The sequence below is a fragment of the Bacillus canaveralius genome (genome assembly GCF_002860125.1).
Classification (GTDB): domain Bacteria; phylum Bacillota; class Bacilli; order Bacillales; family Cytobacillaceae; genus Bacillus_BJ; species Bacillus_BJ canaveralius.
Window position 1 is genome coordinate 1 of sequence record NZ_PGVA01000045.1, and the last position, 19,847, is coordinate 19,847.

Genomic DNA, 19,847 nt, shown 5'->3' on the forward strand with positions numbered 1-19,847 from the left:
GCTTATAAACCCTCTGATATCAATGTATTTGCTTGATTTATATATTTAATTTTTGACAATACGGAGGTAATTTTGGGGAGGAAGAGATGAAAATAAAACTTGTATTTACAATAATATTAATAGTTTATTGCAGTGTAACCCTTTTTGAGCCTGTAATTCCTTTTCCATCTAATTCAAGTAACTTTATCTTTTTATTTATTGGTTCTTCTAGTATAGTATTTTCATTTTTTCTTTTTAAACTTAAATCTTATATATTAATGTCTATCTACTTTCTATTAGGATTAATTATAAGTATTGGACTTTATTTTGGAACCCAGTTTTAAAAGAATATCATTGAAATGCTCACAGAAAAGTTAACTAGTAATATTCTGCCCCTCTTGGTATAGTAGGGTATCAATTTTTCCGACCCAAGAGGGGTTATACTAAAAAGGAAATATAACAATAATGTTGAGAATTCAGAAATTAATGCTAATCTCTCTAAAAGACATAAAAAAAATTGAATCCAGACTGGATTTTAATATTAAGTCTTAGTTGTTAGTCGGGCTTAAACCAATAAATTTAGATAATGGCGAGTCAATTTATAGCTGTAATGATGTAGGTTTTGATAAATAGTATTTTTAGTTAAAAACATTATAAGGATTTAGTGAAAAACCTTGATTAGCATAGCCTGTCAAGGTTTTTTAATGAGTATTTTGGCATAACAATCATCTGCAAAACTAGTCGAAAACACCTCTACTCTTTGGAGTTATGCTATGGCTAAAGAATAAATACGATAAAGGACTAGACCCGAAGGACTGGGAACCAGTTTTATGAAGAAGATCCCGATCCGTTCAATGAAAGACCGAACTATTCGAAGGATCCGATCCAGAAAGCCGAATACAAATACGATTCCGTCGGCAACCGGATCGAACAAATGAAGACGGCAAAATCACGAAATACCGTTATAATGAATTGAATGAGCTTGTCCAGGCCGGCGAAAAATCCTATTACTACGACGCCAATGGAAACCTCGTTGAAAAAGAAACGAAGGAAGGCACAATCAAGTACGAATACACAACCGACAACCGCCTGAAAGGAGTCTACTACCCGGATGGCTCGCTTGTCGAGTATGAGTACGATGCCCTGAGAAGAAAAGCGTCGCGCCACCAGGCTTATTATGATTACTCGCACCCTGGAACGGAAACGGCCGGGGACCGGCTCAGGATTTGACGTCTCTGCATTTTTGTTTAAAAATTCCTGAACCAGCTGTTCACACGTTTTTAATAACGGACGGATTGGAGGTGGAGCTGTTCCGATTAAAACAGAAAAGGGCTGGCTGGAGCTTTATCACGGGGCTTCAAAAGAAGACCGGTACTGTATGGGAGCTGTATTGCTCTAAGATAATTGCCCGGTCAGAGAAGCCGATTTTAGAGCCTGAGGCTGATTATGAGGTGGACGGGTTTTTTGGAAATGTTGTGTTTTCTTGCGGTGCCATTACAGAAGGAGATACTGTTAAAATGTATTATGGTGTAGCAGACACTTCGATGGCCTGTGCCGAACTAAGCTTAACAGACATTTTAGACTCATTGGTATACTATTATTAGGGGTCAGGCCCCACAATGCTGATTGTTAGAATCAGAAATCAGGGAGTAATTATGGGACGACTATTTAAAATATTTTCAGAAGAAGCCAACTATTATTTGGTGATGAATGCCTTTTTTGCTTTTGCCTCTGCATTGTCAGCGATTTTTTTAAATGTATTTTTGTGGAAGCTTGATTCAAGTTTTTCGCTGCTGGCGATTTATTCTTTTTTTCTATCATTTTCAATTTTAGCAAGCTTCAGCTTATGTGCATGGTTTGCGAGAAAAACGACCCCAATGGCATCGTTAAGATTGGGAATCTTTTTCCATATCTTGACTTACTTATTGATGTTGATTTTAAAAGACTCGTTAAGCTCATACGTCATATTATTAGGCGCGCTTATGGGACTTGCGACCAGCTTTTACAGCGTTGGTGCACATATGGCTATTCTTGATATGACAACAAATGAAAAAAGAGACCGCTTCTTGTATGCACAGGGAATCGTGGCGACGATTGGCGGCTTGGCCGGACCTCTTCTGGCAGGGTTTATTATTGAATTATTTACAGGAGCTACCGGATACTATTTAGTTTTTGGTTTATCTGTTATCTTTTACTTTTTGGCAATGATCGCTTCAATGAAGGTAGTGGGATCACCGATTGAAAAAGTTAGCTACTTAATGGAAGTATTTCGAAAGCCGACTCGGGAATGGAAAGGGATGTATATCGTGTCCTTTGGCGACGGTATCGTTTCTGGCGTTTATCAAACATTTTTAATTACGATGATGATCTATACGGTCGCGGGGGGCGAGATGAGTCTCGGAATCTTTAATACTCTTGCAGAATTGGTCAGCGTTATCGCCTTTTTGTGGCTCGCAAAAGCTTCGTCGCCAAAACTGAGATTACCGGTTTTCGCAATAGGAGCGATGGGCTTGTCATTGTCTTCGATTTTCTTATCAATTGCGCCGTTTCTGTTCACATTGATTTTGTTTACGATTCTAAAACCGATCACTTCCAACATGATATACATTTCTATGAATGCCTTGTTGTACGAAGCAATTGAAAAAGATCCACATTATAAAGAGAAACGGTTGGACTATATTATCATAAGAGAAATCCCCCTCGGAGTTGGAAGAATGCTCGGAGTCGGCATTTTTCTTTGGATGCGAAGCGCATTTGAAATTGAGGATCTTTTAGCGATTTCAGTCGGTATTTTTCCAGTTATTTATATTATTATGATCCCAGTACTATATTTAATTTGGAACAAAAAGTCTAATCTGGCAGTTACAAGCTAGTTATTTAGAAAACAAGGAAGGGATTGTAACTATATTTTTGAGGCCCGGGGATAGACGACCTGGGCAGAAGCGAGAGACGCAAAAGCCATTATGAGTCATTAATTGAGCAAAATGGGCGTATCGATCTGCAAATTTTAGGACTGGGCCGCAATGGGCATATCGGTTTTAACGAGCTGGGTACATCTTTCGAATCGAAAACGCATGTTGTCGAGCTTGCCAACACAACAAGGATGGCAAATTCGCGATTTTTCAATGAATCATCTGAAATACCGGCTCATGCCATTACAATGGGGATTTCGACAATTTTAAAAAGTAAAGAAATCTTGCTGCTTGTTTCTGGAGAGGAAAAAGCCTAAGCTCTTCACAGGCTGCTGGAAGGTGATGTTTGCGAAGCCTTTCCAGCTTCAATTTTAAAACTGCATCCTAATGTTACAGTCATTGCAGATAATAATTCATTTTTAAGAACTATTAGTATATGATTAACTTTTTGCCTCGATTAAATTTAAATTTGAAGATAAAAAAGCTCCCGGTTGCTAGAACAAGGGAGCTTCGGCAATATTAAGCAATCCCAGCCTTCATCAGCATCCCATCCAAAGAACGCTCCATGCTCTCTTCCATCCATTTAGCGATGTCTAGGAGCTGATTTAGATCCGTGCCAGTTTCAATTCCCATACTATGAAACATATTGACCATGTCCTCTGTACATACATTCCCAACGGCTTTTGGCGCGAAGGGACAGCCGCCTAAGCCTGCAATCGAGGAATCGAATCTGTTAACCCCGGCTTGATATCCTGCCAGTGTATTTGCCAAACCAAGTCCGCGAGTGTTGTGGAAATGAAGTCCTAACGATAAGTCTGTTCCAAAGGCTTCTCTAAAAGCTTCCACTATATTTTGAACCTGTATCGGATTTGCCATTCCTGTTGTATCGGCCAGTGTAATTTTCGTACAACCTGATTCTAAAAATTTCTCAGCTACTTTCAGCACTCGTGATAAAGGGACCTCTCCTTCAAATGGGCAGCCGAACGCAGTGCCGAGCACACCCGCAACGCCTTTGCCTGCTTCACTACCTTCACGAATGACCTTCGCTAATTCTTCCACAGCTTGGTCCACGGTTCTTTTCGCATTCCGCATATTAAATTGGTCGCTTGTAGCTGTGACAACATGCAAGAAGTTGACATCTGTTTTCAAAGCACGATCCAGGCCTGAGCGGCTCAAGACGAGTCCGGCATATATGATATCTTCTCGTTTCGGGAGCAATCGCAGCACCTCTTCAGCGTCAGCCATCTGCGGAACGACCTTAGGGTTAACGAATGAAACGGCTTCGATAGTGCGGATTCCAGCATCGATCAGACGGTTAATCAATTCTACTTTTGTTTCGGTGGAAATGATTTTACATTCATTTTGCAGCCCATCGCGGGGGCCTACTTCACAAATTTCGATCATGAATCTTCCTCCTTTAATAGATGACTATTTTTGATTTCCTCAAGATGCCTTAACACATGGTCGCGCCCCTGAAAAATATGTTCATGCATGGCGATTCGGGCACGCTCAGGCTCTTTATTTTTAATGGCTTGGAGAATAATTTTATGAACTTCTAAAGACTGTTGGAGCTGAAAGTGGTTATACCAGTAAAAAGACCGAAAGACGACCGGAACAACGACAACCTTTGAGATATGGAAGAATATATGTGCGTTCTTGGAAGCAGCGACAATTGAATTATGAAACTCCTGATTAACATCGACAATTTCTTTAATGCTGTCCATATCTGATTCAATATACTGGGTGATCGCTTTTTCATATAATTGATTGGCTGTTTCCATTCTCTTCAGATCGTCATCTGTGCGGTTAATCGCGGCTTGGCTGGCACCATATCCTTCGAGCAATGTTCTTAAGTCGTATATTTGCCGGATATCATCTTTTGTAAAATGCCTGACACTTACTCCACGCTTTAATGGTACAAGCAGTCCTTCTGCTTCAAGCTGTTTAATGGCTTCTCTCACTGGTGTCCTGCTTAAGTTCAATTCCTTTGCCAGGGTTTCTTCCGCAAGCCTCATACCTGGCTCGTATTTTCCTTGGATAATCGCATCTTTTATAAATTCGTATGCATACATGTAAACACCTCACGAACTTATTGTATACAAAAGAAGAAAGAATATCAATAATATTCTGAAAACAATCAATGTAAGCGGTTAAATTAATCGGTTTAGCTTAAAATTAAATATTTTTCAAAATGTGGTTGACTTATTGTATACAAAAGATTAAATTTGTATACAAGATTAAGAAAATTTAGATTTGTGAGTTTAATAGCGGCGCTAAAACGATAAAGCACGGACAGGAGGGATCCGATTGACTAAACATCGATTGCCTTTAGAAAATTTACGTGTCATCGAACTGGGCACACTTTTAGCTGGTCCCTTTGCGGGAAGGTTGTTGGCCGATTTTGGTGCTGAGGTCATAAAGGTGGAACCACCCGGTAAATCAGACCCGATGAGAAACTGGGGAAAGTCGAAAGATGGTGTTGGGCTTTGGTGGCCGATTCAATCAAGAAATAAAAAATCGATTACTCTAAACTTACGTGAAGAAGCAGGGCAATCCATTTTAAGAGAGCTGGTAAAGGAAACGGATATTATCATCGAGAACTTCCGCCCCGGAACGATGGAAAAGTGGAATCTTTCATATGAAACTTTAGCTGAAATTAATCCGAAAATAATTATGGTGAGAACATCGGGTTTCGGGCAAACAGGACCTTATAAACATCGAGCCGGGTTCGGAAGTGTGGGGGAAGCGATGGGAGGTCTCCGTTATGTAACAGGCTATCCGGATCGACCGCCATCAAGAATTGGAATTTCAATCGGCGATACCTTGGCCGCGTTATTCGCAACAATTGGCTGTCTCGTTGCGGTTCATGAAAGAGAGCATTCCGGGAAAGGACAGGTCGTCGATACCGCCTTATACGAATCGGTATTTTCGATTATGGAAAGTATCATTCCCGATTACTTGCTGGCTGGCTATGTGAGGGAGCGAATGGGTAATATTCTTCCTGGTGTTGCACCTTCAAATATTTATTTTACAAAAGATAAAACCTACATCGTTATTGGTGCGAATGCAGATAATGTCTTCACTAGACTTTGTGAAGCAATGGATCAGCCTGAACTTGCGGATGACCCGAGGTTTGCAACGCATAATGCCAGAGGGGAAAATATGAAGCTGCTCGATTCGATGATCGAAGAGTGGACGAAAACATTGCCAGCGAAGGAAGCACTCGAAATTCTTGAGGAAAAGGGCGTGCCATCAGGACTTATCTATTCCGCAAAAGACATTTTAGAGGATCCTCACTATAAAGAAAGAGAAATGATTGTAAATGTTGAACATCCCCAATTAGGTGAGTTTTCAATGCCGGGGGTTGTTCCGAAGTTAAGCAGGACACCTGGGAAAATAAAGCATCCCGGAGCGGAAGTGGTTGGTAAACACAATGATGAAGTGTACAGAGAATTACTCGGATACAGCCAGGAAAGACTGAAAGAGCTAAAGAATACCAATGTCATATAAAAAAGGAGTTGCGTAATGGGGAAAACCTTATATGAAAAGATTTGGGAAAATCATCTTGTCCATGAAGAGGAAAATCAACCGGCACTCTTGTTTATTGATCTCCACTTAACACATGAAGTGACGTCACCACAGGCGTTCGAAGGGCTAAGAATCAAAGGACGTAAGGTGCGGAGACCGGATTTAACGATTGCTACCATGGATCACAGCATTCCAACAAGAAACCGGGACCTGCCGTTTACAGATGAAATAGCCAAAAAACAGGTGGACGCTCTCGTCAACAATTGCCGGGAATTCGGCATTAAGCTTTTTGATCTGAACAGCCGAAATCAGGGGATTGTCCATGTCATCGCACCGGAGCTGGGAATCACCCAGCCAGGCCAGACGATTGTATGCGGTGACAGCCATACTTCCACCCATGGAGCATTTGGGGCTCTTGCCTTTGGAATTGGGACGAGTGAAGTGGAACATGTATTGGCAACGCAAACGTTAAAGCAATTCAAGTCGAAAACATTGGCGATCAATATCAATGGAGAGCTTCCAACCGGCACGACAGCGAAAGACTTAATTCTGGCTATGATAGGAAGATTTGGACATGATTTTGCCACTGGTTGTGTAATCGAATATCGCGGTGAAGCGATTCGCAAGCTGTCGATGGAAGAGCGGATGACGATATGTAATATGTCAATCGAAATGGGCGGAAGAGCAGGTTTAATCGAACCGGATGAAACAACCTTTCAATACTTGAAGGATAAAGAGTGTGTACCGAAAGGCAGTGATTGGGAAGCAGCGTTGACAGAATGGAAAAAACTTTATTCCGATTCTGATGCGGTTTTCGATTTAACTGTCGAGTTTGATGCATCAGAAGTCGTTCCACAGGTGACATGGGGGACAAATCCTGGCCAGGTAACTGGCATAACAGGAAAAGTGCCTTCCGTTGCCGAACTTCCGGATGCTCAAAAAAGGGCTGCGGAAAAGGCCCTGAATTATATCGGATTGGCTGAAAATACGGCAATATCAGATATCGCCATAAATAAGGTCTTTATCGGTTCCTGTACAAACAGCCGGATTGAGGATCTGCGAAAAGCAGCGAAAATCGTTAATGGTTACAGGGTTGCTGACAATGTTACAGCTTTAGTAGTCCCTGGTTCTCAGGCAGTTAAAATCCAGGCTGAAACTGAAGGGCTGGATCAGATTTTTATAGAGGCGGGCTTTGAATGGCGGGAAGCAGGCTGCAGCATGTGCCTCGGAATGAATGAAGATATCGTCCTGCCTGGTGAGCGCTGTGCCTCAACATCAAACCGCAATTTTGAAGGCCGGCAGGGAAGGAACGCTAGGACGCATTTGGTCAGTCCGGAAATGGCAGCGGCTGCGGCCATCAAAGGGCATTTTGTTGACGTTAGAACTTGGCCAATGAAAACTGCGGAGGAGATAAATCTATGACACAGTCATTTTTGAATTTTACTAACATCGTAGCTCCTTTGGATGTAGTCAATGTTGATACGGATGCAATCATTCCGAAACAGTTTTTAAAAAGAATTGAAAGAACCGGTTTCGGCCAATTTCTGTTCTATGACTGGCGCTTTGAAAATGGCAAAGAGAACGAGACGTTTATATTAAATCACGAGGAGTACCGGCATGCCGGGATATTATTGGCTCGGAAAAACTTTGGATGTGGTTCTTCAAGAGAGCACGCTCCATGGGCACTCGCTGATTACGGAATCAAAGTGATCATAGCGCCTTCTTTCGCTGATATATTCTATAACAATTGCTTTAAAAACGGGATATTGCCGATTGAACTAAGTGAAGAAGAAGTGGAACAGCTATTTCAAAAAACAGCCAGCACAAGAGGTTACCAGCTAACGATAGATTTAGAGAATCAAACTTTAACAGACAAACAAGGGTTTATAAGTCATTTTCAAGTAGCTCCGTATCGAAAAGAGCTGTTGATCAAAGGGCTGGACGAGATTGGTGCTTCCTTGCAATTTGCAGAAAAAATTGCTGCTTTTGAGAAGACACATAAAATTTATTATCGTCTTGATTCTGATGCGTTTACAAAAAATTCTTAATAGAGGCTTTATTAAAAGAAAATGAAAGCGATAACATACAAGGAGGGTTACCTAATGAATTGGAAAAGAACGATGATGTTGGGCAAGTTTACAGTCATGATCATGTTGCTTTTATTTATTGCTGCAGGATGCGGTGGAGAAAAACCGGCAAGTGGATCGGCTTCAAAAGATAGTGGTGGAGGAGATAAGGTCGATGAGATCGATATTTCTGTCACTCATTATCCGACTGGATTGTATGCGGTTCCTTACGATGTAGGAATTGATCAAGGTTTTTTTGAAGAAGAAGGAATCAAGATTAATAAGATTGTTGGCAGCGGTGGCGGTGGAACGACGGTGCGTAATGTATTGTCTGGAGATCTTCCGTTTGGCGATGTATCTACCTCTGCTGTACTCCAGTCATATCTTGCCGGAGCTCCATTGAAGATCGTCAGCGGCGGAGTTCAAAGTGTTAGTGATCTAGTCTATGTTACCCGCCCGGATGCTGACATTGAGAAGGTCGAAGATATGGTCGGAAAAACATGGGCATTTACAAACCCCGGGTCCGTAACAGAAACAACATCACAATTAATTTTTGACTCAAACGGTATTGACCCAAAAACATTGAAGCTCGTTGCATCTGGTGGAGTCAGTGAGGGATTGACTATGCTGCAGGCAGGAGAAGTCGATGCAACATTAATGATGGAACCTGCCTATTCTGTTCAAAAGGATGACTGGAAGACCCTGTTTCGTGTTTCCGATCATGTGCCTAATTATCAGCAGAGCGTTATCATAACAAGTCCGCAGTTGATTAAGGAAAACCCGGATTTAGTTAAACGTTTCCTGACTGCTTATCAGAAATCGGTAGAATGGACGTACGCAAATCCGGAGGAGGCAGGAAAGATTTTTGCCAAATCAGCTGAGATTGATGAAGCAGCTTCGGTTGCAGCTATTAAGGATCTTGCAGATAAAAAACACTGGAACAGCAAGATTGAACTGGACTCTATCAATAATGTCGTCAAAGGGATGCAGATGGCCAATACTTTGAAGAAAGGCCAGGAAATTGTCTGGGATGAGGTTTTAAACATGGACTTCCTTCCGGATGATCAAAGGCTGGATCCGTCCAAACTGGACACGAATAAATAGACTGGATTTATCAGCATGGCCGGTGATGAACTTTTATCGACCGGCCCCTGCCATTACCATAAACTTATGAGCAAAGGGGCGGACACATATGGCTGAACCATTAATGAAAGTGGAAAGTTTGACAAAAGTGTATACTAGCGACGCTAAAGAAGTGGTCGCTTTACAGGATATCGATTTTACTGTCCAGAAAGGGGAATTTATTTCGATCGTTGGCCCAAGCGGATGCGGTAAAACGACATTGCTGGAGATTTTGTCAGGACTTCGGCTGGCGACAACCGGTTCCGTAAAAATCAAAGGTGAAACGGTCACAGGTCCCCATCGTTCGATTGGGATTGTCTTTCAGGAAGAGTCTACTTTTCCGTGGAGAACGGTCCAGGAGAATGTTGAATTTGGATTGCAAATGCAGGGCAGGCCAAAGTCAGAATATCGGGAAAAAGCAAAAAATATGATTGAACTTGTTGGTTTAAAAGGGTTTGAACATTCTTATCCATATGAGTTGTCAGGCGGGATGCGGCAGAGGGTCGCGATCGCAAGGACACTCGTGACGCAGCCGGAAATAGTTGTGATGGATGAACCGTTCGGAGCATTGGATGAACAGACACGATTGATTTTGGGAGGGGAACTGCTGAAAATAGTTGAACAAACGAAAGCAACAGTTGTGCTCGTCACGCACAGCATTCAGGAGGCTGCCCTGCTTTCAGACAAAATTGTCGTCTTGTCAGCGAGGCCAGGGAAGGTGAAGCATCTTATTGAAAGCAAGCTGCCAAAACCACGTGATGCTCATGCATTGACCACTCCGGAATTTGCCGAAATCACGCAAATGCTCTGGTCCAGCCTGGAAGAAGAATCTTTAACGAAAAAACCTGAAATGAAGTACAACAACAAGGTGGTAGGACAATGAGACTTCATCGGGTTGTCCAAATCATGATTGTCGCCTCTTTATTGGGTTTATATGAAGTGGCTACGCGAATGAACTGGCTTGATCCGTTCACCTTTATCCCTTTTTCGACGATGTTTACGAATATGATTGGCAATCTAGGCAACCCGGAATATGTAACAAACCATTTTGGGATCACGGCCATGGAAATTTTGGCTAGTTTCATTGGCGCGATGATATTTGGAATAATCTTTGGAATCGTCCTTTGGCGCTCTGATCTAGCCCACCATGTCCTTCAACCGTATTTGCTTTTATTTTACGCGATCCCTTTTTTTGCTTTGTATCCGATTTTTATCAGTATTTTGGGGATTGGGCCTTTGCCTGTTATCATGATTGGACTGCTGTTTGCCATGCCAGCCGTAATCAGCAATACCGCCATCGGTTTCCGGGAAATCAGAAAGGTGCTCGTTAAAGTCGGTGAATCGTGTAATCTCTCGTTTCGGCAAATGTTGATCCATATTTATTTTCCGGCTGCATGGCCGTATATTTTCACCGGGGTCAAACTGGCGGCGGCCTATTCAATTATTGGGGTGATTGCAACGGAGTTTATCCTCTCTTCGCGCGGATTAGGCTATACCATTTCGTATGCGTACAACAATTTTGATATGAATGGGATGTACGGTTCGGTTCTCCTTGTGATTGTGATCGCTTTGCTCGTTAATGTAGTTCTCGGTTTTATTGAAGCGAGAGTATATAGAAGAAACATGTAAAGGCTTTGGTCTAACAATAGAAGAGAGGAGAACTTCATGAATAAAATGACTTTAAACCAAAAACGGTATAAGTTTGGCAGATATATGGTCCCGCTCGCGGTTATCCTGCTCTGGCAGATTATTTACCAAATCATTGGAGCACCGGCGATGGCTTCTCCGTGGCAAAGTGTTGCAGATTTAGGGGAAAACACAAAAAACTGGCTCGGTGATATGGGAAACACCTTGCTTACGTTGTTAATCTCATTCCTAATCGCGGCAATTTCCGGTGTGATACTAGGGTTTTTTATCGGTTTAAGTTCTTTTTGGACCAAAACATTGTCACCATTGTTATTAGGCTTATACTCGATTCCAAAAGTGACTTTGTACCCGATCTTCCTATTAATTTTTGGGCTAACGATTCAAGGAAGAATGGCATTTTCCGTCTTCCACGGAATTTTTCCGATGATGATTATTTGTATGGAAGCAACGAGAACGGTTCCTGAAATTTATCTAAAATTGGCAAAATCGTATCGGATGAGTTTTACGCAAAAAGCACGGCAGATCCTTATCCCTGCGATCATGCCGCAGCTTGTCGTTGGCCTGCGGATGTGTTTCAGCCTTTGTTTTCTGGGGTTAATCCTGGCAGAGATGTTTGCTTCGTATGAAGGGCTGGGACACCGTTTAGTCCATTATATGTCGCTTAATGAACCGGCCTCGATTCTTGCTTTGATCATCATCATTATTTTCATTGCGTTTTTCTTTACGTTCTTATTTCTGCTCTGGCAGGAAAAGAATGAATTAAAGATTGGAAAACGTAAGATGAATTTATCGTAACAGAGCTCTGTAAGAGGGCGGGTAGAGAAAACACAGGTGTAAATACCTTTATGGAGGAACAAATGATGAGTGACAGTTATCGAGTTGGCTTAATCGTACCGAGCTCAAACACGACAATGGAAACTGAGATCCCGGCAATGCTTCACAGTAGGCAGCAGCTTCAGACAAACGAAACTTTTACCTTTCATTCGTCAAGGATGCGAATGAAACATGTCAATCCGGAAGAGTTAAAGAAGATGGACATTGATAGTGAACGATGTGCGATTGAGCTTTCCGACGCCCGTTGTGATGTGTTGGCGTATGCTTGTTTGATTGCGATTATGTGCCAGGGACCAGGGTACCACCAAATCTCAGAGGAAAAGTTATCCGCAGCGACGATCGAAAATGGAGGAGGTGCGCCCATCGTCAGCAGTGCAGGGGCACTGATTGAAGGGATTGAGACGATTGGCGCGACGAAGGTTTCGATTATCACCCCGTACATGAAGCCTTTAACCAATATGGTGATTGAATATCTAAATACAGCGGGAATTGAAGTAGTTGATTCTATTAGTCTCGAAGTAGCGGACAATCTTGAAGTCGGCCGTTTGGAGCCTCTTAAACTTATTGATCATGCCACTCGTTTGAATACAAAAGGAGCTGACGCTGTTGTGTTATCTGCTTGTGTTCAGATGCCTTCTCTTCCTGCTATTCAGACGGTTGAAGATAGGTTGCGGCTTCCTGTTTTATCAGCTGCAACTTCAACGGTGTATAAAATTCTTAAGGAATTGAATCTGAACACAGCGGTCCCCGACGCAGGATATTTGCTGTCAGGAAAGTTTTAACTAGCTCCACAATTGTTCGGATTGATGAAAAACAAAAAAACTTTTATATTTAATAGTGAAGGGCTCTCTGTATGAGAACCTCTTTTTTGTTGGTGGATAATAAATTGCGAAGGCGAGAGTTCGGACTAATATGAACAGCAAACGGGAGTTGAACAAATTGGCAGAGAATCATTTTGATGTGGTAATCGTCGGTGCAGGATCTATGGGGATGGCAGCAGGCTATTATCTTTCAAAGCTCGGGGTAAAGACATTAATGATAGATTCCTATGATCCACCTCATTCAATTGGCAGCCACCATGGAGAAACCAGAATCATTAGGCATGCTTACGGTGAGGGGAGAAGCTATGTGCCTCTGACCCTACGAGCTCAGCAGCTTTGGCATGAACTGCAGCTTGAAGCCGGGAAAGAGCTTTTCCTAAACACAGGTGTTGTCTCGATTGGGGATGAGGAATCTTCGTTTTTAAAAGAGATAATGGAATCTGCCAAAGAATTTAATCTTCCTATTACATATTTGAATTCAGAGGAAATCCACACGAGATGGCCAGGCCTTCATTTACCTGCAAACTTCGTTGGCTGCCTGGAAAAGTCCAGCGGTGTGTTGCTTGTGGAGGAATGTATCCGCGCATATAGGAATCTGGCTCTTCATAATGGTGCAAGGCTGATCGCAAATACTGACGTTGTTTCGATCGTTCAAAATGGTGACAGGGCTGTCGTACATACAAAAGATAATGAATATCACGCTGAAAAGGTGATTGTTTGCGCAGGGGCGTGGACCGGGAAGCTCCTTTCCGAATTGAACCTGCCAATTGAACCAACTCGGAAAACGGTTGCCTGGTTTGAAGACGAACAACATCAGTACGGTTATAAAAACTTTCCAGCCTTTGTTTTTCAGCTTGAAGACAGCGCCTTTTACGGTTTTCCGAACTTCGGGAAGGGCATTAAAGTAGGCCGGCATGATAGCGGACAAAAAATGGATCCTGATTTAATGAATCGGGAATTCGGCACGCAGCCCGAGGATGAAGGGGATTTAGCCCGGTTTGTTCAATCGTATTTTCCTTCTGCCTCGAAAACTGCTAGCCATGGTCAAGTTTGTATTTATTCGATGACTCCCGATGAAGATTTTATCATTGACGTTCATCCTCAAATGCCCAATGTCTTCATAGCTGCCGGATTCTCCGGACATGGATTTAAATTCAGCAGCGTAGTTGGGGAAATCCTGTCTGAAATGGTGACCGAGGGCAAAACGAAGCATGATATATTAGCGTTTTCACTTGCAAGGTTTTTAGAGTAGACTTTTCGGCGTTACAAAAAAAGCCCCAAAGAGACATCATCTCCTTGGGGTAATCAATTTTTGTCAGCTACAATTTTTCCACATTCACACGCCCCGAAAAGAAAGTGGCGCCGCCTCCCATATCTGCGATTCGATCAGGCGTTAGTGTATTTACGAGTTGCTTTGTACCTGGGAGATCAGCCCAAAGCCCTTGCGTGACAACTACTCCTTCCAGTACATTTTCTCCTACAGAAGTCTTGAGCTCACATTCTCCCCGATGGTTCCATACTCGGATCAGATCTCCGTCGTTAATACCTCTCGCTGAAGCATCCTTAACATTCATGTGCAAACGAGGTTCTTTTTCAAGCAGGATATGCTTTTGATTATTTGCAAAGGTTGTGTTTAAGAAATTATGATTTGGCCCGGGCACAAACAAGAACGGAAAGTCACCGTCGTGAACAAGCGGTGTATACGTTGGCAGCGGAGGATATCCGTCCCGTGCCATTTTCTCTGAATAAAGCTCAATTTTTCCGCTTGGTGTTGCCAGTTTTCCAGAGAGCAGGGGCTTCATATTTGCTTTTACATATTGTTTGGAAGCCAGTTCCTCATAATCAATCTCGTCCAGATAAGGATTGTTTTTGTTATCAAGTGCCTGTGCGATCATTTCTGCTTCTGTTTCATATAAAGCTTGATCGTCAAAGCCCATTTCCTCGGCAAGCAGCTGCAATACTTCAACATTTGATTTAGATTCACCGTACTTTTCAATGACCGGCTGCTGGATCTGGATATAGTGATGCCAGTAGGAGGTATACAAATCGGTGTTTTCAAATGCGCTCGTTGCCGGCAGGATCAGATCAGCATACATGGCCGTTTCTGTTAAAAATAAATCATGGACAACGGTAAACAGGTCGTCCCGAAGTAGTCCTTCTATTACTTTATTACCTTCCGGTGCAACAACCGCTGGATTCGTTCCATACACAAACAAACTTTTTACAGAAGGGTCTGCTTCCAGCAGTGCCTGGCCAAGCTGGTTCATGTTGATCGTTCTTGTGTTTTTATTTTGCAGTAGATCAGGGCGCTGCAGAGCCGCCGTATTCGGAGCAAGAAAGCCTCCATTGGATTTGATGGCTCCGCCACCCTTGGCAAGCCATTGGCCGGTAACGGCAGGAAGGCAGGCGATCGTCCGGATGCACATACCGCCGTTGTCATGATGCTGTGGTCCATTTCCAATTCGAATAAACGCGGGTGAAGTGCTGCCATACATCCGGGCCAGTTTATAGATGTCTTCCACCGGAACGCCGGTAATACCTGAAACCGTAATCGGATCATACTGAATAACATGTTTGCGCAATTCTAGATGTCCGACTGTGTATTGCTTCAGGAAGGCATTGTCTGCCATATTTTCTGCGAATAGAATATGCATCAATCCAAGAGCGAGGGCGGCATCCGTGCCAGGTAAAATAGGGATAAACCAATCTGCAAATTGTCCTGTCTGGTTTTTGTGCACGTCAATTACCACGATTTTCGCGCCTTTTTTCCTCGCCTTCTGGGCAAGGGCAACCTGATGCATGTTTGTACTGACGGCATTTATCCCCCAGAATATAATCAGTTTTGAATTGACCGTATCCTCCGGGTCGATGCCAAAGCTGCCGCCCATTGTATATTTATAGCCAACAGTACCAGCTACTGAACAAATTGTCCGATCCAGTTGGGCGGCCCCGAGTCGATGAAAAAAGCGGCGGTCCATTCCCTCGGCACTCAGTCTTCCCATGTTGCCATAAAAGCTGTAAGGCAGAATACTTTCAGGTCCATCTGTTTGAATCAGCTCCTTCCATCGTGAACCAATCATATTGATCGCGTCACTCCAGCTGATCGGCGCAAATTGTCCTTCCCCTTTTTTTCCAATCCGCTTCATAGGGTATTGAAGCCGGTTCGAATCATAAATTCGCGAGGTCATGTTTCTTACCTTGTTGCAAATATTGCCTTTTGTAACAGGGTGGTCGGTGTCTCCCTGAATTTTTATGATTTTTCCATCTTGCTTATGGACAAGCAGGCCGCATTGATCCGGACAGTCAAGCGAACAGACGGAAGGAAAGATACCGGTTTTTTGGTCAACAAAAGATTGCATGGAATTCTCCTTTAAACATGAAATTGGATACGAACTTTATTAGTTTAGTTATTTAATATAATAAAATAATTGGAAAACACTATCAATAAAATATGATCTATATAACCGCGGGCGAACCTATTTATCTGCATGTAGTAGGTTAAAATTCAAAAATTATTTTTTTCGCCATGCTAAAATGTTACGATAGTAAACAAAAATACGCTTGTTGTTACAAGTCATATCTAAAAGCTTCATAACCCAATGTATGCAGATAAGAGGAGATCATTGTGGAATACATTCAATCAGGAACAAAACAATCGAGGCTGGCCAGCATTTCATTATTTCTTGGGGGATTTGTGACGTTTGCAATCCTGTATACGACCCAGCCATTGATGCCGGTTTTTACAAAAGAATTTGGCGTCTCGGCTCCAGTCGCAAGCTTATCTTTGTCTTTATCAACAGGATTGCTTGCGGTTGTGATGTTAATTGCAGCCGCATTATCGGATGCGGTTGGCAAAAGAAAGATCATGATTTTTTCGATGCTGTCGACATCTATCCTTGGATTGCTGTCCGCGTTCAGTCCAAATTTTATGACTCTCTTAATCTACCGGGCTTTGTTAGGGATATTTATCGCCGGAATTCCTTCGATTGCGATGGCTTATGTTTCGGAAGAATTCAGTCCGAAAGAAATCGGCAAGGTGATGGGACTCTATATAAGTGGAACAAGTATAGGCGGGCTTTCTGGACGAATTGTTACGGCTGCACTGACCGATCTGTTCACTTGGCAGATCGCGTTGTCCGCGGTGGGAATTATGACGATTCTTTTAAGTATTGTGTTTTGGCTGACTCTTCCCGCCCCTCGCCATCATGTGAAAAAGCCTTTACAATGGAAAGCTGCATGTGAAGCCTATAAATCTCATTTTAAAAATAAACAACTGATGACCCTGTTGGCGCTGCCCTTTTTATTAATGGGGAGCTTTGTAACCTTATATAATTACATAGGCTTTTTACTCGTTGAACCACCCTATAATTTAAGCCAAACAGTGGTAGGATTTATTTTTGTCGTATACTTGTTCGGCACTTTCAGTTCTATTTTTATGGGGAGGAAAGCGGATGAACTCGGGTATTCGAAAACGTTAAAAATTTCTCTTGCGATTATGATTAGCGGTGTAATCTTGACACTTGTCCCTTTATTATTAGTTAAAATATTAGGAATCTCCATTTTTACATTTGGATTTTTTGCCTGTCATTCGATTGCGAGCGCCTGGGTTGGTGAGTCTGCCGTAAACTATAAAGCACAGGCTTCGGCTCTTTATCTACTATTTTACTATCTTGGATCAAGCTTGGTCGGTTCTTTCGGCGGTTACTTCTGGGTACATTTTCATTGGATTGGTGTTGTTTCTTTGATCTTTGGTTTGTTAATGGTTGGATATTCACTCATTGTAAAATCAGAAAAATCCCTCGTTAAAAAAGATAAGACTTATAACATTTAAAAAGTATTTACGATTTGATATAGTGAAAATATACAGTAATCTACCACAGGGCAGGCGAATGTTCCCATGCAAAAAATAATCGTCAAAGTCTATCGAAAAAACGGATTGCATATCAGGATTGCAGCAACTCTGATCACAAAGCTGCAAAACGAAATAAAGAACCGAAAGGTTTTAAAAAACATCTTTGTTGAATACAAAGGAAAACGCGTTGAAGTTATCAATCTATTATCGCTGGTCTCCCTCAAAATTGGGCAGGGAGAAGAGTTTGCGATTTGTTTTGATAAAGCGGTGCCTGAATCAATTTTGAATGAGATCAAGCTTTTCTTTGAACAAATCGACCAGGAGGACAATCGTGATTCGGAAACGGACCGGTTGTTAATGGAGAACTCTGTCATTCTCCAGGAAGCCATCGCCAACTTGCCGAATGGCATGATTGTTGTCAACCAGGAAAATATCATTACGTTTGTCAATGAAGCAGCTGTCAGGCTGCTTGAAATCCCCTCAAATCAACTTTTAAACCAGCATGCCGATCAAGTTATTCCCCATTCAAAATTACACGAAATCTTGCAAACCGGAGAAATTAGAATAGCAGAAAAGCAAATCTTAAAGAGTTATACGATTCTCGCCAACCGCGCCCCGATTTTTTATGATGGAAAAGTGATTGGCGCGGTGGCGATTTTTCAGGATGTCTCAGATTTGGAAAAGGTAAGCCTTGAACTACAGAGGGAAAAGGAACTTCAAGAAAGACTGAATCTTGTCCTCGAATCTGTCTCAGATTTGATTGCAATGACCGATGAAGAAGGCGATTTTACATATATGAATGAACAAATGCGCGAGTTTCTTTTCAAGATCGATGCAAATGAATCGATTGTCGGGCTGATTGGCAAACGGGAATGGAAGCAGCTGAAAGTTCAAAATCAATCTGTGTATCGGGTTATGAATCTATTGGAAGACGAAGCGTTTATTACGAAGATAAATCCGGTTTTGATCGATGCTGGTTTTCGCGGTGCGGTCATTTCCCTCAGTCCCTATAACGAGATGAAATCGCTACTCGAAAAATTGGAGCTGATGGAGAAACGGACGGAATATTTGGAGCAGGAGCTGTCCAGGCATTTAGGCTTGGACGAAGCGTTTCAGACGATCATCGGCCACAGTGAAACGTTATTTGAAAGCTTGTCGATCGCCAGTAAAGTTTCGAAAACAAATTCAACCGTGTTAATCACGGGGGAAAGCGGAACGGGAAAAGAACTCGTTGCCCGTGCGATCCATGAATCAAGCAAAAGGCAGAAGGGGGCGTTCATTCGCGTTAACTGTGCCGCAATTCCTTATAATTTGATCGAAAGCGAATTGTTCGGCCATGAAAAAGGAGCGTTTACAGGAGCGTTTAAAACCCACCAGGGGAAGTTTGAACTGGCGAACGGGGGAACGATTTTTCTTGACGAAATTGGCGATCTTAATTTTGACCTGCAGGCAAAGCTTCTCCGTGTTCTTCAGGAAAGGGAGATCGAGCGGGTCGGCGGCAATCGGACGATCAAGCTTGATGTCCGCGTGATTGCCGCTACGAATGAAGATCTGCATCGATTAGTGCAAGAAGGGAAATTCCGGGCCGATTTATATTACCGGTTAAACATCATTCCAATCCACCTGCCGGCATTACGGAATCGCAAAGAAGATATTCCTTTATTAGTCGACCACTTCCGGCAAGTGTATAATGGCCAGTTGGGAAAAAGTATCAAGCGCTACGAAAAAGGATTTTTAGAAGCGATTGGGGACTATCATTGGCCAGGCAACATCAGGGAACTGCAAAATACGATTGAGCGGGCCGCTACTTTGACCGAGGATGGAACCCTGTACTGCAAAGATCTGCCCGAGTATATATTAAATCGCGATTCGTCCTCTTTTAAAATTCAATTAAACGGAGATCTTTTACCGTTAGAGAAATATGAACGGCAAATTTTTGAGCATGCCGCACCCAACTATCCAAGCTACAATCAATTAGCGCGGGCGCTGGGAATCACGCATAAAACGGCGGCAAGCAAACTAAGAAAATACCAATTGGAGCATTTGCTTGGGAAAAATTATCAACACTCTTGAGAATAATTCCCCA

The 19,847-nt window shown here is 42.5% G+C and carries 16 protein-coding genes and 2 pseudogenes; 15 read left to right on the forward strand and 3 right to left on the reverse strand.

What is annotated here, in order from left to right:
* Positions 1-927: 927 nt before the first annotated feature.
* The 4 genes and pseudogenes from CU635_RS17420 to CU635_RS17435 form a co-directional block, all read left to right on the forward strand.
* A complete protein-coding gene (locus tag CU635_RS17420; protein WP_483860572.1) occupies positions 928-1,209 on the forward strand; it encodes a hypothetical protein in 282 nt (93 codons plus the stop codon).
* Positions 1,210-1,258: 49 nt separating this feature from the next.
* Positions 1,259-1,583 (forward strand): annotated as a pseudogene (locus CU635_RS17425) (glycoside hydrolase family 130 protein); the annotation flags it as partial.
* 15 nt (positions 1,584-1,598) lie between these two features.
* Positions 1,599-2,852, forward strand: coding sequence for an MFS transporter (locus CU635_RS17430; RefSeq protein WP_101578664.1), 1,254 nt, complete (start codon positions 1,599-1,601; stop codon positions 2,850-2,852).
* A gap of 83 nt (positions 2,853-2,935) precedes the next feature.
* Positions 2,936-3,331, forward strand: a pseudogene (locus CU635_RS17435) (glucosamine-6-phosphate deaminase); the annotation flags it as partial.
* A gap of 79 nt (positions 3,332-3,410) precedes the next feature.
* Here CU635_RS17435 and CU635_RS17440 read toward each other — a convergent pair.
* Positions 3,411-4,295 carry a hydroxymethylglutaryl-CoA lyase gene (locus CU635_RS17440; protein WP_101578665.1) on the reverse strand — a complete coding sequence of 295 codons (885 nt, stop codon included), beginning with the start codon at positions 4,293-4,295 and terminating at the stop codon, positions 3,411-3,413.
* Positions 4,292-4,963: a GntR family transcriptional regulator gene (locus CU635_RS17445; RefSeq protein WP_101578666.1), complete on the reverse strand. Its 672-nt coding sequence runs from the start codon at positions 4,961-4,963 to the stop codon at positions 4,292-4,294. The genes CU635_RS17440 and CU635_RS17445 overlap by 4 nt, the downstream gene beginning before the upstream one ends.
* Positions 4,964-5,198: 235 nt before the next feature.
* Here CU635_RS17445 and CU635_RS17450 point away from each other — a divergent pair, with 235 nt between their 5' ends.
* From CU635_RS17450 to solA, 9 genes are all read left to right on the forward strand, one after another.
* Positions 5,199-6,401 carry a CaiB/BaiF CoA transferase family protein gene (locus CU635_RS17450; protein ID WP_101578667.1) on the forward strand — a complete coding sequence of 401 codons (1,203 nt, stop codon included), beginning with the start codon at positions 5,199-5,201 and terminating at the stop codon, positions 6,399-6,401.
* 15 nt (positions 6,402-6,416) lie between these two features.
* Positions 6,417-7,841 carry a 3-isopropylmalate dehydratase large subunit gene (gene leuC / locus CU635_RS17455; RefSeq protein WP_101578668.1) on the forward strand — a complete coding sequence of 475 codons (1,425 nt, stop codon included), beginning with the start codon at positions 6,417-6,419 and terminating at the stop codon, positions 7,839-7,841.
* Positions 7,838-8,467: a 3-isopropylmalate dehydratase small subunit gene (gene leuD, locus CU635_RS17460; protein ID WP_101578669.1), complete on the forward strand. Its 630-nt coding sequence runs from the start codon at positions 7,838-7,840 to the stop codon at positions 8,465-8,467. The genes leuC and leuD overlap by 4 nt, the downstream gene beginning before the upstream one ends.
* 54 nt (positions 8,468-8,521) lie before the next feature.
* Positions 8,522-9,589 (forward strand): ABC transporter substrate-binding protein, encoded by a 1,068-nt coding sequence (locus CU635_RS17465; RefSeq protein ID WP_180955660.1) that lies wholly within the window; start codon positions 8,522-8,524, stop codon positions 9,587-9,589.
* An 88-nt stretch (positions 9,590-9,677) separates the two neighbouring features.
* Complete coding sequence (locus CU635_RS17470) at positions 9,678-10,490, forward strand: ABC transporter ATP-binding protein (RefSeq protein WP_101578671.1); 813 nt, start codon at positions 9,678-9,680, stop codon at positions 10,488-10,490.
* On the forward strand, positions 10,487-11,236 hold the full coding sequence (locus CU635_RS17475; protein ID WP_101578672.1) for an ABC transporter permease: 750 nt from the start codon (positions 10,487-10,489) through the stop codon (positions 11,234-11,236). Before CU635_RS17470 ends, CU635_RS17475 begins: the two co-directional genes overlap by 4 nt.
* Before the next feature lie 36 nt (positions 11,237-11,272).
* A complete protein-coding gene (locus CU635_RS17480) occupies positions 11,273-12,049 on the forward strand; it encodes an ABC transporter permease (protein WP_101578673.1) in 777 nt (258 codons plus the stop codon).
* A gap of 62 nt (positions 12,050-12,111) precedes the next feature.
* Positions 12,112-12,870 carry a maleate cis-trans isomerase family protein gene (locus CU635_RS17485; RefSeq protein ID WP_281258892.1) on the forward strand — a complete coding sequence of 253 codons (759 nt, stop codon included), beginning with the start codon at positions 12,112-12,114 and terminating at the stop codon, positions 12,868-12,870.
* Between the two features lie 157 nt (positions 12,871-13,027).
* The gene (solA, locus tag CU635_RS17490) at positions 13,028-14,161 is read left to right on the forward strand and encodes an N-methyl-L-tryptophan oxidase (protein WP_257985667.1); all 1,134 of its coding nucleotides are present in this window, start codon (positions 13,028-13,030) and stop codon (positions 14,159-14,161) included.
* A gap of 67 nt (positions 14,162-14,228) precedes the next feature.
* On the opposite strand, the gene CU635_RS17495 is transcribed toward solA, so the two are convergent.
* Positions 14,229-16,268 (reverse strand): molybdopterin oxidoreductase family protein, encoded by a 2,040-nt coding sequence (locus tag CU635_RS17495; RefSeq protein ID WP_101578676.1) that lies wholly within the window; start codon positions 16,266-16,268, stop codon positions 14,229-14,231.
* A 266-nt stretch (positions 16,269-16,534) separates the two neighbouring features.
* Between CU635_RS17495 and CU635_RS17500 the strand changes: the two genes are divergently transcribed.
* Together CU635_RS17500 and CU635_RS24135 are read left to right on the forward strand one after the other, a co-directional pair.
* Entirely contained in the window at positions 16,535-17,740 is a 1,206-nt protein-coding gene (locus CU635_RS17500; protein WP_101578677.1) for an MFS transporter, read from the forward strand.
* Positions 17,741-17,806: 66 nt separating this feature from the next.
* Entirely contained in the window at positions 17,807-19,834 is a 2,028-nt protein-coding gene (locus CU635_RS24135) for a sigma 54-interacting transcriptional regulator (RefSeq protein ID WP_101578678.1), read from the forward strand.
* Positions 19,835-19,847 lie beyond the last annotated feature (13 nt).